Raw genomic sequence first — 13,896 nt, 5'->3', positions numbered from 1 at the left:
CCCGGCCGGGAAAATCGCCATGATGGTCGCGGCGCAGGAACGGATTCGCTCATGTCATTCGATGCCTCCTCGGTTTGGGCGCTCGTCGCCGCGGCGGTGCTGGGCTATCTGCTTGGCTCGATCCCCTTCGGCCTGGTGCTGACCCGCGCCGCGGGGCTGGGCGACATCCGCACCATCGGCTCCGGCAACATCGGCGCCACTAACGTGCTGCGCACCGGCCACAAGGGCCTGGCCCTGGCGACGCTGCTGCTGGACGGCGGCAAGGGCGCGATCGCGGTGCTGGTCGCCGGCCTGTTCGATCCGCTGCTGGCGGTGCTGGCCGGCGGCGGCGCCATGCTGGGCCACCTCTTCCCGGTCTGGCTCGGCTTCAAGGGCGGCAAGGGCGTGGCCACGGCGCTGGGCACGCTGCTGGCCATCATGTGGCCGGTCGGCCTGCTGTGCTGCCTGGTCTGGCTCGTGACGGCCTTCCTGTTCCGCTACTCGTCGCTGGCATCGCTGACCGCGACCGCCGCGGCGCCGGTCCTGGCCTGGGCCCTGTCCGGCGTGCCGGTCTTCGGCACGGCCTGGGCCGACCTGCCGCGCGCCGCCCTGGCCCTGTTCATCGCCGTGCTGGTGTTCATCCGCCACGACGGCAACATCCGCCGGCTGCTGCGCGGCGAGGAGCCGAAGATCGGCCAGAAGAAGACGCCGGCGGCGGGCTGACGGACCGCGCCCCAAGATTTCAATCCGATGTGATTGATTAGATCAGACTTTTTACCCTTGTATGCGCCGGACGCGATTCGACGAAATCAAGGACGGACCATGCGGCGCATCCCGGAACCTTTCCGAATCAAGATGGTCGAGCCGATCCGGGCGATCACGGCCGAGGAGCGGCAGGCCGCCCTCGCCGCGGCGGGCAACAACCCGTTCCTGCTGAAGGGCGAGGACGTCTATATCGACCTCCTCACCGATTCCGGGACCGGGGCGATGAGCCACCGGCAATGGGCCGGGCTGATCACCGGCGACGAATCCTATGCCGGCAGCCGCAGCTTCTTTCACTTGGCTGACACCGTCCGGGATCTCTTCGGCTATCCCTTCTGCGTGCCGACGCATCAGGGCCGGGGCGCCGAGCACATCCTGTTCCCGTGCCTGGTGCAGCGGAAGCGGGACGCGGGCGGAGGCCGGCAGCCCGTCTTCATCTCGAACTACCATTTCGACACCACGGCCGCGCATGTCGAGCTGAGCGGCGCGCGCGCCGTCAACGTCGTCACCGAGAAGGCCTTCGACACCGGCTCCGACTACGGCTGGAAGGGCGATTTCGACCTCGACCGGCTGGAGGCCGCCATCGCCGAGCACGGCCCGGCGAACGTCGCCGCCATCATCGCCACGGTGACCTGCAACAGCACCGGCGGCCAGCCCGTGTCGATGGCCAATCTGCGCGCCGTCCACGCGATCGCCCGGCGCCACGGCATCCCGGTCGTGATCGACGCCGCCCGCTTCGCCGAGAACGCCTGGTTCATCCGGCAGCGCGAGCCGGGCTATGCGGCGACGAGCATCGCCGAGATCGTCCGCGAGATGTTCGGTTACGGCGACGCCATGACCATGTCCGCCAAGAAGGACGGGCTGGTGAACATCGGCGGCTTCTGCTGCGTCCGGGAGGACGAGGCGCTGTTCGACGCCGTGCGCATCCGCTGCGTGCCCTTCGAGGGCTTCGTCACCTATGGCGGCCTCGCCGGGCGCGACATGGAGGCGCTGGCGATCGGGCTGCGCGAGGGCATCGACGAGACCTTCCTGTCCTATCGCATGGCCCAGGTGGCCTATCTCGGCGACCGCCTGCGGCGCGGCGGCATCCCGATCCAGACGCCGGTCGGCGGCCACGCCGTGTTCGTCGATGCCAGCAAGCTGGTGCCGCAGATCCCGCCGTCGCAGTTTCCGGCGCAGGCGGTGACGAATGCGCTCTATCTCGAAGGCGGGATCCGGGCCGTCGAAATCGGCTCGCTGCTGCTCGGCCGAGATCCCGAGACGGGCCGCCAGAAGCCGTCGCCCATGGAGCTGATGCGGCTTGCGGTTCCCCGCCGCGTCTACACCAACGACCATATGGACTACATCGCCGACTGCCTGATCGCCGTGGCCGGGCACGCCCGCCATCTCCGCGGGCTGGAATTCGCCTATGAGCCGCCGGTGCTGCGGCACTTCCTGGCGCGGCTGCAGGAGGTCGCGGCGCCGGAGGCGGAGGCTGCCTGAGCCGCCGCCTTGCCTCGCCCCTCCAGATCCCGGTTGACCCGGCCGCCGCCCTGCCCCGAAGCTGGACCCATGACGACGCCCCGGCGCCCCTTGAGCGAAGCCGAACGGTTGGACTGGCTTCGCCTGGCCCGGACCGACGCCGTCGGCCCTATGACCTTCCACGACCTGATCGCCCGCTACGGCTCCGCCGGCGCCGCGATCGAGGCGCTGCCGGAGCTGTCGCGCCGCGGCGGCCGCAGGGTCGAGCTGAAGCCGCCCCCCGCCGCCGAAGCGCGGCGCGAGCTGGAGGCGCTGGCGCGGATCGGCGGCCGCATCGTCGCCGCCTGCGAGCCCGACTATCCCGAGACCCTGGCGGCGATCGAGGACGCGCCGCCGGTGCTCTCGTTGCTCGGCCGCGGCGATCTCGCCGCCCGGCCGATGGTCGGCATGGTCGGGGCGCGCAACGCCTCGCTGAACGGCCGCCGCCTCGCCCACGACATGGCGCGGCAGCTCGGCGAGGCAGGCTTCACCGTGGTCTCCGGCTTCGCCCGCGGCATCGACACCGCGGCGCATGAGGGCGCCTTCGCCACCGGTACGGTGGCGGTGCTGGCTGGCGGCCTCGACATCATCTACCCGCCGGAGAATGCCGGGCTCTACGACCGCCTCGCCGAATCCGGCCTCTTGGTCGCGGAAAGCGCCCTCGGCACTCAGCCGACCGCGCGCCATTTCCCGCGCCGCAACCGGCTGATCTCCGGCCTGTCGCTCGGCGTCGTGGTGATCGAGGCCGCGCTGCGCTCCGGCTCGCTGATCACCGCCCGCATGGCCGCCGAGCAGGGACGGCAGGTGCTGGCGGTGCCGGGGTCGCCGCTCGACCCCCGGGCCCAGGGCTGCAACCGGCTGATCCGCGGCGGCGCCACCCTGGTCGAATCGGCCGAGCATGTGATCGAGGCGCTGGCGCCGCAGGTCTCCGCCGCTCTGCGTGAGCCGGTCCGCGCCGCCCCACGCCCGCTTCAGGGCGAGGCGGCGGCGGGCCCCGGCGAGGCCGAGCCCGACCGCGCCCGGGTGATGGCCCAGGTGCTGGAGCGGCTGTCGCCGACGCCGACGGCGGTTGACGAACTGTTGCGCGATTGCCAATTGTCTCCGCCGGTGGTGCTGACCGTGCTGCTGGAGCTCGAACTCGCCGGCCGGATCGAGCGCCAGCCCGGCAACCGGATCAGCCTGCTCTGACCCGCCGCCCGCGGTGGGTCTTTATTCCTGGCGCCGCCCCCCGGCGGCGCCGATGTCGTAACGAGTGTGGCGCTTTGGCAGACCAGACCCTCGTGATCGTCGAATCGCCCGCAAAGGCCAAGACGATCAACAAATATCTCGGCCGGGACTTCACGGTGCTGGCGAGCTTCGGCCATGTCCGCGACCTGCCGGCCAAGGACGGCTCGGTGCGGCCCGAGGAAGATTTCGCCATGGACTGGGAGCTGGCCGACCGCGGCAAGTCCCGCATGGACGAGATCGCCCGCGCCGCCAAGGACGCCGCCCGCGTGCTGCTGGCCACCGACCCGGACCGCGAGGGCGAGGCGATCTCCTGGCACGTCAAGGAGCTGCTGCGCGACCGCCGCGGGTTGAAGGACCTGGACATCCGCCGGGTCACCTTCAACGAGATCACCAAATCAGCCATCCTCGAGGCCATCGCCCATCCGCGCGACCTCGACCGCGAGCTGATCGAGGCCTATCTGGCTCGCCGGGCGCTGGACTACCTGGTCGGCTTCACCCTGTCGCCCGTGCTGTGGCGCAAGCTGCCGGGGTCGCGCTCCGCCGGTCGCGTCCAGTCGGTGGCGCTGCGCCTGATCTGCGAGCGCGAGCTGGAGATCGAGCGATTCCGGCCGCGCGAGTTCTGGAGCATCGAGGCGGTCTTCCGCACCCCGAAGGGTGAGGAGTTCACCGCCCGGCTGACCCATCTCAACGGCCGCAAGCTCGACAAGTTCGACCTGCCGGACGAGGCCTCGGCGCGGGCCGCGGTGGCCACGATCGACCCGCTGGCCTTCGCCGTCGTCTCGGTCGAGACCAAGCAGGTGCGGCGCCATCCCGCGCCGCCCTTCACCACCTCGACCCTGCAGCAGGAGGCGTCGCGCAAGCTGGGCATGAGCGCGACCCAGACCATGCGCACGGCCCAGCGCCTGTACGAGGGCGTCGATCTCGGCGGCGAGACCGTCGGCCTGATCACCTATATGCGGACCGACGGCCTGACCCTGGCCGGCGAGGCCATCGCCCAGGCCCGCCAGGCGATCGGCAGCCTGTACGGCCCCACCTACGTCCCGGGCCAGCCGCGGGTCTACAAGTCGACCGCCAAGAACGCGCAGGAGGCGCATGAGGCGATCCGCCCGACCGACCTGCGCCGGCGGCCGGAGGAGGTGGCCCGCTTCCTGTCGCGCGAGGAGCTGCGGCTCTACGAGCTGGTCTGGAAGCGCACCATGGCCTGCCAGATGGAATCGGCGGTGCTGGACCAGGCCATCGTCGACGTCGCCGACGCCCGGCAGACCGCGGTGTTCCGCGCCGTCGGCACGGTCGTCCGCTTCGACGGCTTCCTCAAGGTCTATCAGGAGGATCGCGACGACCCGTCCGGCGAGGAGGACGAGGGCCAGCGCCGCCTGCCGGCGATGGCCAAGGGCGACGCGGTCGACCGCCGCAAGACCGTGCCGGAGCAGCACTTCACCCAGCCGCCGCCGCGCTACACCGAGGCCAGCCTGGTGAAGCGGATGGAGGAGCTGGGCATCGGCCGTCCCTCCACCTACGCCTCGATCCTGCAGGTGCTGCAGGACCGCGAATATGTCCGGCTGGAGAAGAAGCGCTTCATCCCGGAGGATCGCGGCCGCATCGTCACCGCCTTCCTCGAGAACTTCTTCCGCCGCTACGTCGAGTACGACTTCACCGCCAAGCTGGAGGAGCAGCTCGACGACATCTCCGGCGGCCGGCTCGACTGGAAGCAGGTGCTGCGCGACTTCTGGGCCGCCTTCCACGCCGCGGTGGAGGAGACCAAGGAGCTCAAGATCGGCGACGTGATCGCGGCGCTGGACGTGGCGCTGTCGGACCATCTGTTCCCGCCCAAGGGCGACGGCACCGATCCGCGGCTGTGCCCGTCCTGCGCCAAGGGCCGGCTCGGCCTCAAGCTGGGCCGCACCGGTGCCTTCGTCGGCTGCTCGAACTATCCGGAATGCCGCTACACCCGGCCGCTCGGCGCTCCGGCGGAGGAGAATGGCGGCGAGGAGCAGGCCTTCCCGCGGCATCTGGGCGAGGATCCGGAGACCGGCCTGCCGGTGTCGATCCGCAAGGGCCCCTACGGCATCTACGCCCAGCTCGGCCCGAAGGATGAGGCCGAGAAGGGCGCGAAGCCGAAGCGCGCCTCGCTGACCAAGTCGCAGGATCCGATGGCGATGACGCTGGAGGAGGCGCTGGCCCTCTTGTCGCTGCCGCGCGAGATCGGCCGGCACCCGGACACGGGCGAGCCGATCGTCGCCGGCATCGGCCGCTTCGGCCCCTATCTGAAGCATGGCGAGCGCTACAAGAACCTGCCGCCGGACGAGGATGTGCTGAAGATCGGCATGAACCGCGCCGTCGACCTGCTGGCCGCGGACAACGGCCGGGCGGCGCGCGCCAGCGCCGAGCCTCTGCGCGAGGTCGGGCCGCATCCCGAGGGCGGCGAGCCGATCAGGATCTTCGCCGGCCGCTACGGCCCCTATGTCCGCCACGGCAAGGTCATGGCCTCGCTGCCCAAGGGCGTGGAGCCGGAGGCGGTGACGGTCGACCAGGCGGTCGGCTGGCTGGCCGTCAAGGCGGCGAAGTCTCCGGCCAAGGGCGGCCGCGGCCGGTCGCCGGCGAAATCGGCCGCGAAGAAGGCCCCGGCCAAGAAAACCGCACGCAGGGGCAAGGCGGCCGAGTGAACGCACCCGAATCCCCCCTCTCCCATGCCAACCTGAGTCCCCCCTCCCCTTGCGGGAGCGGGGTAGGGGGAGGGGGTTCTCTCGGCTTGCTCGGTCGGCATTCCCCGCCGCAGTCCGATTGCCTCTCACGGGAAAGGCCTCCCCAGAATCCCCTACATCGTCATTGCGAGCGCAGCGAAGCAATCCAGGGGCCCCACGCGCTGGCCCCTGGATTGCTTCGTCGGCTTCGCCTCCTCGCAATGACGGTGAGGGATTGGCAGCTTGAAAAGATCTCACCTGCCGATCCGATCGCGGCCTCCGCTCCGCCCCCTGCGCCATGACCCGCCCGCCGACCCGGAAGGGCAAAGCCCCCGCAGCCAAGGGCCGGAAGGCGGAGAAGCCCTTCCCGACGCGCGAGCAGATCCTCGATTTCCTGCGTTCGCGCGAGGACATGGTCGGCAAGCGCGAGATCGCCCGCGCCTTCCACATCACCGGCGACGATCGGGTGCGGCTGAAGGAGCTGCTGCAGGACATGGCCGAGGACGGCCTGCTGGAGAAGCGCCGCGGCCGCCGCATGCGGGTGCCCGGGGCGGCGCTGCCGGGCGTCGCCGTGCTGCGCATCGTCGCCATCGATCCCGAGGGCGAGGCCCTGGCCCAGCCGGTGCGCTGGGACGAGGAGGAGCCGCCGCCGCGCATCGTCATGGCGGCCGAGGGCCGCGGCCGCGGCGCGCTGGCGGTCGGCGACCGGGTGCTGGCGCGGCTGCAGCAGAACGAGGACGGCAGCTGGACCGGCCGGACCATGCGGCGGCTGGAGGCCCAGGCCGACCTCCGCGTCGTCGGCGTGTTCCGCCGCGGCCGCGACGGCCAGGCCCGCATCCTGCCGGCCGACAAGCGCGCCCGCGACACCTGGCCGGTGCGCGAGGGCGACACCGGCGGCGCCAAGGACGGCGAGCTGGTGGAAGCGCTGGTCGAGGCCTCCGACCGCCTCGGGCCGCGCCGCACCGTGGTCACCGCCCGCTATGGCGACGCCGAGGACCCACGCTCGATCAGCCTGATCGCGATCCACGCCGCAGGCATCCCGACCGAGTTCCGGCCCAAGGCCCTGGCTCAGGCCGAGGCCGCACAGCCGGCTGGCCTGGACGGCCGGATCGACCTGCGCCAGCTGCCGCTGGTCACCATCGACGGCGCCGACGCCCGCGACTTCGACGACGCGGTCTGGGCCGAGCCCGACCCGGACCATCCCGGCGGCTGGCATCTGATCGTCGCCATCGCCGACGTCGCCCATTACGTGCCGCCGGGGTCGCCGCTCGACCGCGACGCCTTCGAGCGCGGCAATTCCTGCTACTTCCCCGACCGCGTCGTGCCGATGCTGCCGGAGGCGCTGTCGAACGGTCTGTGCTCGCTCAGGCCCTCCGAGGACCGCGCCTGCCTGGCCGCCGATCTGTGGATCGACGCGCAGGGCCGGCTGAAGCGCCACCGCTTCCGCCGCGGCCTGATGCGCTCCGCCGCCCGGCTGACCTATGAGCAGGTGCAGGCCGCCCGCAACGGCCAGCCGGACGAGATCACCGGGCCGCTGCTGGAGCCGGTGATCGCCCCGCTCTACGGCGCCTTCGAGGCGCTGCTGGCGGCGCGCGAGAAGCGCGGCACGCTGGAGCTGGACCTGCCGGAGCGTAAGGTCTCACTGGGCGCTGACGGCCGTGTCGCCTCGATCGGCATCCGGCCGCGGCTGGATAGCCACCGGCTGATCGAGGAGTTCATGATCGCCGCCAATGTCGCCGCGGCGGAGACGCTGAGCGACAAGGGCATGCCGGGGCTGTACCGGGTGCACGACCAGCCCGACCGCGCCCGGGTCGAGGCGCTGAAGGAGTTCCTGGCCCCGCTCGGCTACTCCCTGTCGCTCGGCCAGGTGATGCGGCCGCGGGTGTTCGGCCAGATCCTGGCGCGGGCCGAGGGCCGGCCGGAATCGCATCTGGTGCACGAGATGGTGCTGCGGGCCCAGGCGCAGGCGGTGTACAGCCCCGAGAACATCGGCCATTTCGGCCTTGCCTTGCCGCGCTACGCCCATTTCACCTCGCCGATCCGCCGCTACGCCGACCTGACCGTGCATCGCGGGCTGATCCGGCTGCTCGGCCTCGGCGGGGACGGCGCGACCGAGGAAGAGCTGTCGCGGCTGGAGGAGATCGGCGGGCACATCTCGGTCACCGAGCGCCGCGCGGCGCAGGCCGAGCGCGACGCGGTCGACCGCTACCTGGCCAGCTGGCTGTCCGACCGCATCGGCGCGATCATGCCCGGCCGGATCGCCGGCGTCGCCAAGTTCGGCCTGTTCGTCGAGCTCGACGAGTCGGGGGCCGACGGCCTCGTGCCGATCTCGACCCTGCCCGATGACTATTACGACCATGACGAGGCGGCGCACGCCCTGGTCGGCCGGCGCTGGAACCGGGTGTTCCGGCTGGGCGCGCGGGTGCGGGTGCGGGTCACCGAGGCCGATCCGCTGACCGGCAGCACCGTCTTCGCCCTGGTCGACGCCGCCCAGGGCGCCGATGTCCAGGGCCTGCCGCCCCTGCCCGGGCCCGGCCGCCGCGACCGCCCGAGATCCGGCCGCCGGCCCGGGCCGCGGCGCGGACCGCATCGGCGCTAGAGCCGAATGCATACCAGTTTATGGCGACATCCCTTCGGCGTCGAACGCAGCCCTGCTGCGCTGCAATAATGCCTTTTTCCTGTCAAGTACCTGGCCTAGAGTGCCGGATGAAAAGATCCGGGCCGGAGTTCCATTAAGTGTTTTGTCAGAAGCGGTTGGCGGCGATTGTTGCAGCGCTGCTGGTGCTTTCGGGCTGCCTTTCCTCCGCCCCGGACTCACCGGCGCCCGCACAGGCCGAGGCGCAGATCCGCGAGGCCGGCCATTTCGCCGACCCGTCGGTATTCACCGTCGGCTTCGACCGCATCCAGGAAGTCTATCTGGTCCAGGAGAATTTCGGGAAGCTGGCGCTGGACGGGCTGAACGGCCTGTCCAAGCTCGACGATGAGATCAGCGCCCGCCGCGACGGCGGCCGGGTGCAGCTGATCCGCGCCGGCCACGTGATCGCCGATCTCGATTCGCCCGAGCCGGACGCCTCCTACGATTGGGGCACGACCGTCGCGTCTGCGCTCGACGCCGCCTCGCTGGCCTCGCCGAAGGTCGCCACCGCCGGGAACGAGGCCGCCTATCAGGCGGTCTATGACGCGCTGCTGAACGATCTCGACCCGTATTCCCGCTACGTCAACCCGGACCGCGCCCGCGACGACCGCGCCCAGCGCGACGGCTACACTGGCGTCGGCATCGCGCTCAGCCAGGACGAGAAGGGCCGGCCGGTGATCGGCGACGTGTTCCCGGACACGCCGGCGGCGCGCGCCAACCTGTTGAAGGGGTCGATGATTCTCGCCGTCGACGGCGTGTCGGTGGAGGACGCCAAGGTCGACGAGATCGCCGACCTGATGCGCGGGCCCGCCGACACCAAGGTCGCCTTGACCGTGCGCGAGCCCCAGGGCCGCAGCCGCACCGCGACCATGACCCGCGAGAAGGTGATCGAGAACATGGTGCGCAGCGAGGTGCGCGACAATGTCGTCGTGATCAAGCTGCTGCGCTACAACAAGACCAGCGCCGAGGCCGTGCGCAACGCCGTGACCGGCCTGCTACATGGCCTCAACGGCCGGGCCCGCGGCATCATCCTCGACCTGCGCGGCAATCCCGGCGGGCTGCTCGACCAGTCGGTGGCGCTGGCCGACATGTTCATGGACCGCGGCCAGATCGTCTCGACCCGCGGCCGCAACCCGGACAGCGACCAGAGCTTCTCCGCCCATGCCGGCAACATCGCCGGCCACCTGCCGCTGGCCGTGCTGGTCGACGGCCATTCCGCCTCGGCGGCGGAGATCACGGCCGCGGCGCTGCAGGATTCCGACCGGGCGATCCTGGTCGGCTCAACCTCTTTCGGCAAGGGCAGCGTGCAGACCGTGACCCGGCTGCCGAATGACGGCGAGCTGTTCCTGACCTGGAGCCGGATTTACGCGCCCTCCGGCTACACCTGGCACCGCCAGGGCATCCTGCCGACCGTCTGCACCAGCGGCAACGGCGCCGACGCCAAGGCGGTGCTGCAGGCCTTCCGCGCCGGGCAGCTTCCCAGCTTGGCCGATGTGGCGGCGGAGCGGTTCCGGGCGCCGGACGACGACGCGGCGCTGCGCCGCGTGCGCGCCGCCTGCCCCTGGCAAGTGCACGACGCCGATCTCGACGTCCAGGTGGCGGTCGGCCTGCTCAGCGACCCGGCCCTCTACGCCCAGGCGCTGGGCGTCCAGGAACACGGCGGCGCCGTCGCCGTCCACGCGCAATAGCGCCTGCTGGGACATCCGCCGCCCATCCATACGGCGATCCCCAAGGCGGGGCAGCTGACGGCAGCTCGAGGCCGGTGGCAGAGGGGTGCCGCTGTCGCCATCGAGCGGGCAATCGGCCGGGCCGGATCGGAAGCATTGGAACTCAAGCGATGCGGGGCCGTTCACCCGACGGACATCAGCAGGCCTGTAGATGGAAACCTTCGCCCTCTTCCTGTTCGTAGGCTTCGTGGCGCAAGTCATCGACGGGGCGATGGGGATGGCCTACGGCGTCATCTCCTCCTCGGTGCTGATGGCCTTCGGCATACCGCCCGCGACGGCGTCAGCCAGCATCCATGCGGCCGAGGTCTTCACGGCCGCGGCCACCGCCACCTCTCACATGGCCCACAAGAACGTGAATTGGCGCCTGTTCGTCCCTTTGGCCGCGTCCGGGGTGGTCGGGGCCATACTGGGCGTGACGGTGCTGACCGGCATCCCCGGCGAGGTCGTCAAGCCGTTCGTGGCGGCCTACCTCGCCATCGTCGGGCTTTACATCCTGATGCGGGCGATCCGCGAGATCCGGCCCCGTCACCTGCGCCCTGCCTGGGCCGTGCCGATCGGAACGGCGGGCGGCTTCCTCGACGCGCTTGGCGGCGGCGGCTGGGGCCCGATCGTCTCCTCCACCATGGTCGGCGCGGGCGTCGAGCCGAGAAAGGCGATCGGTACCGTGGGGGCCTCGGAATTCATCGTCACCTGCACCATCTCGGCCGCATTCGCGGTCGCCCTGCTTTCGGGTCGCTGGGAGGAAGCGGGCGACCTTCGGCAGCGTGCGGTGTCTGTCGCGGGCCTTATCGCCGGTGGCCTGGTGGCCGCTCCGTTCGCCGGGCTGATCGTCAAGCGCGTGCCGGCCAAGCCGATGACCTGGGCCGTCGGGATCGTGATTCTGGCGCTCGCCGCCTACCAGCTCGCCCAGATTCTTGGGATCGCACCCTGATCTGGCTACGCCACATGAAGTCGGCGACGACCTCCCGGGGCCGCCGCCTTCCTCGGGTTCAGGGCTTCGTGGGGGCGTGCGATTGCTGCGACGCTACAGCACGAGGTCGCTGGCGACGAGACCGATGGCGCCGGTGATCTGGATGTGGAAGTCGGAGACGCCGTCGCCGTTGATGTCGCCGGCGATGGTCGTGGTGGTCGGGCTGGTGAAGGCGAAGCGCAGCTCGCCGGCCTGATGGGTGTAGAGCCCGGTGCCGATGAAGGTGAAGGCCTGGTCGCCTGCGGTCCCGGTGTCGGCGTCGATCGCCGACAGGTCGATCTTGTCGCCCTGGGCGTGGATGAAATCGGTGATCCGGTCGGCATTGGCTCCGTAGAGGCTGTCGCTGATCCTCGTGAAGACGAAGCGGTCCGTCCCGGCGCCACCGGTCAGCACATCCTTGCCGATGCCGCCCTCGAGCACGTCGTTGCCGTTCCAGCCTTGCAAGGTGTTGGCGAAGGCGTTGCCTGTGAGGAAATCATTGCCCTGGCTGCCGGACAGGATCTCGAAGCCTGTCAGGGTATCGCCCTCGGCGTCGCCGCCATGACCGGTGCCGGTCGCAAGGTCGACGGTGACGCCGACGGAACTGAGATAGTAGCTGACGGTGTCGGTGCCATCGCCGCTGCCGCCGTTCAGTATGTCCGCACCCGCCCCGCCGCGGAGCACATCGCTGCCGTCCCGGCCGCTGAGTTCATCGTCGCCGCCGGCGCCCTCGAGGACATTGGCGGCGGCGTCACCGTAAAAGTAGTCGTTGCTTTCGCTGCCGGACACATTCTCGATTTCGCCGAACCGGTCCTCGCTGTCGAGGAGATCGATGGCGGCGCCATCGGGGTCGATATCGAAGCTCACGAGATCGATCCCGGCGCCGCCAAAGCATCTGGTGGTTGCGCTGCTGACGATCAGGATGTCATCGCCGGACCCGCCCCACACGCTGCCCCCGCTCGCCAGCAAAATGTCATTGCCGCCGGATCCATCGAGGTAGCCATCCGGGTGACCGCCGATCAACCGGTCGGCGAAGTTCGAGCCCTTGACACTTTCGACGCTGAAGTAACTGTCACCCCGGGCGTCGCCGCCGAAGCCGATGTGGCGCAGGAGGTCGACCTTCACCCCCGCCGACGAGTCGCTGAAGTCCAGCGTGTCGATGCCTTCGCCGCCGTCGAAATAGTCGGCGCCGGCCCCTCCCGACAGGGTATCATTAAAGCCCCCTCCGAGCAGCACATTGCTCCCGTCCGATCGGGCGTCCAGGAACGTGCCGCCGGCAGCGCGGGCGTCGAGCACGACGGCGCCATTGGTGAGGGATTCGGCGAAGAACACGAGGTTATTGCGTATGCCGAAATCGCCGATGGTCAGATGGACGTCGCCGGTTGCGGATTGGGCTGTAACCCTCTCGAAGCCGACGATGCCGGCATAGCCGGTGAGATGGAGGTCGATGTCGCCGGCGATCTCGAAGGCGAGGGTGCAAGTCTGAGGAAAAATTGGCAATCCCGTTACTTTATCAGTCGTATCGAAGTTGTTGAGATCGTAGACGAAAGCCGTCCCATTCTCGTCGACTGTGCCGCGCTCGGCGCCATCGACGTGAAATATGTAATCAGCCATGACAATTCCTTTGCAATCAACTTGATTCGGGCAACTATAGGTACCCCTTTGAATGGCGCTGACGAAATACTTCCATCCGGACACCTACTGACACTTTCGATGGATCCTCCAATTTTGCGACTTCAGGGTCTTCTGGGGGAATTCCTGGCCCCTTCGCACGTATCGAGAACCTCTCGATTCGCTCGGCCACTTGGTCGCCGACTCCAGTGTCATCGCGATCTCGCAGAGGCGCGGCGATCCAGGCAGCAGGCTCGCTCCGGGCCGGTTAACGCAATGTTCATTGCGTTAACCGGCGATTGTTGTTCATGATATGTTCTATGACAGAGCTGCCACCCGATCTCGACATTCAGGCGTACTGCCGCGGCCTCGCGCTGCAGCAGGTGGAGATGCTCACGCGCCTGTCCGAGATCGGCATGCAGCTGGCCGAAGGCGCCGGCGCTCGTGCGCTTGCCGCCCAGGCCGCACAGGCGGAACCCAAGGCGGACGAGACCGAGGCTCAGCCGGCCCGGACCGACGATCCCGGCCTGGACTTCGCCCGCTACGCCCATCTGGTGCGCCAGACCCTGGCCCAGCGCGCCCGCGCTGCCAAGGACCTCTGCGCCGACGATCGCGCCCGCACCGCCGCGCGCGAGGCCGGCCGCCCGGCCCGCCGCGACCGCCACCGCGACGAGGTCGAGCAGGTCCTGAAATGCATGATCTGGGACGAGGTCGAGGATTTCGGCCGCGCCGAGGCCCTGTCCGACGAGCTCGCGGAGCGGATCGAGCACCTCTACGAGGACGAGGCGGCCCGGGTCGAGGACCGGCCGGTCGGCGCGGTGATGG

The 13,896-nt window shown here is 70.0% G+C and carries 9 protein-coding genes; 8 read left to right on the top strand and 1 reads right to left on the bottom strand.

Annotated features, from left to right (window positions below; genetic code table 11):
• The first annotated feature begins 51 nt into the window (after nt 1-51).
• The 7 genes from plsY to KXR53_RS00015 all read left to right on the top strand — a co-directional run bounded on the left by plsY (nt 52) and on the right by KXR53_RS00015 (nt 11,442).
• The gene (plsY, locus tag KXR53_RS00045) at nt 52-702 is read left to right on the top strand and encodes a glycerol-3-phosphate 1-O-acyltransferase PlsY (protein ID WP_437372175.1); all 651 of its coding nucleotides are present in this window, start codon (nt 52-54) and stop codon (nt 700-702) included.
• A 99-nt stretch (nt 703-801) separates the two neighbouring features.
• Nucleotides 802-2,223 (top strand): tryptophanase, encoded by a 1,422-nt coding sequence (locus KXR53_RS00040; RefSeq protein ID WP_437372173.1) that lies wholly within the window; start codon nt 802-804, stop codon nt 2,221-2,223.
• A 69-nt stretch (nt 2,224-2,292) separates the two neighbouring features.
• Nucleotides 2,293-3,429, top strand: a complete 1,137-nt coding sequence (gene dprA, locus KXR53_RS00035; RefSeq protein WP_437372171.1) for a DNA-processing protein DprA — start codon at nt 2,293-2,295, stop codon at nt 3,427-3,429.
• Nucleotides 3,430-3,503: 74 nt separating this feature from the next.
• On the top strand, nt 3,504-6,131 hold the full coding sequence (gene topA / locus KXR53_RS00030; RefSeq protein WP_437372169.1) for a type I DNA topoisomerase: 2,628 nt from the start codon (nt 3,504-3,506) through the stop codon (nt 6,129-6,131).
• Nucleotides 6,132-6,447: 316 nt separating this feature from the next.
• A complete protein-coding gene (rnr, locus tag KXR53_RS00025) occupies nt 6,448-8,748 on the top strand; it encodes a ribonuclease R (protein WP_437372167.1) in 2,301 nt (766 codons plus the stop codon).
• A 155-nt stretch (nt 8,749-8,903) separates the two neighbouring features.
• Nucleotides 8,904-10,472, top strand: a complete 1,569-nt coding sequence (locus KXR53_RS00020) for a S41 family peptidase (RefSeq protein ID WP_437372165.1) — start codon at nt 8,904-8,906, stop codon at nt 10,470-10,472.
• Between the two features lie 190 nt (nt 10,473-10,662).
• Complete coding sequence (locus KXR53_RS00015; RefSeq protein ID WP_437372163.1) at nt 10,663-11,442, top strand: sulfite exporter TauE/SafE family protein; 780 nt, start codon at nt 10,663-10,665, stop codon at nt 11,440-11,442.
• Nucleotides 11,443-11,535: 93 nt separating this feature from the next.
• Here KXR53_RS00015 and KXR53_RS00010 read toward each other — a convergent pair whose 3' ends face one another.
• On the bottom strand, nt 11,536-13,158 hold the full coding sequence (locus KXR53_RS00010; protein ID WP_437372161.1) for a calcium-binding protein: 1,623 nt from the start codon (nt 13,156-13,158) through the stop codon (nt 11,536-11,538).
• 233 nt (nt 13,159-13,391) lie between these two features.
• Between KXR53_RS00010 and KXR53_RS00005 the strand changes: the two genes are divergently transcribed.
• Nucleotides 13,392-13,896: hypothetical protein (locus tag KXR53_RS00005; RefSeq protein WP_437372159.1), on the top strand; the 505-nt coding region annotated here is incomplete at its 3' end.

The organism is Inquilinus limosus (assembly GCF_051487185.1).
Classification (GTDB): domain Bacteria; phylum Pseudomonadota; class Alphaproteobacteria; order DSM-16000; family Inquilinaceae; genus Inquilinus; species Inquilinus limosus_F.
Note: the sequence above shows the minus strand (reverse complement) of the source record. Positions and strands in the feature narration are given on the sequence as shown.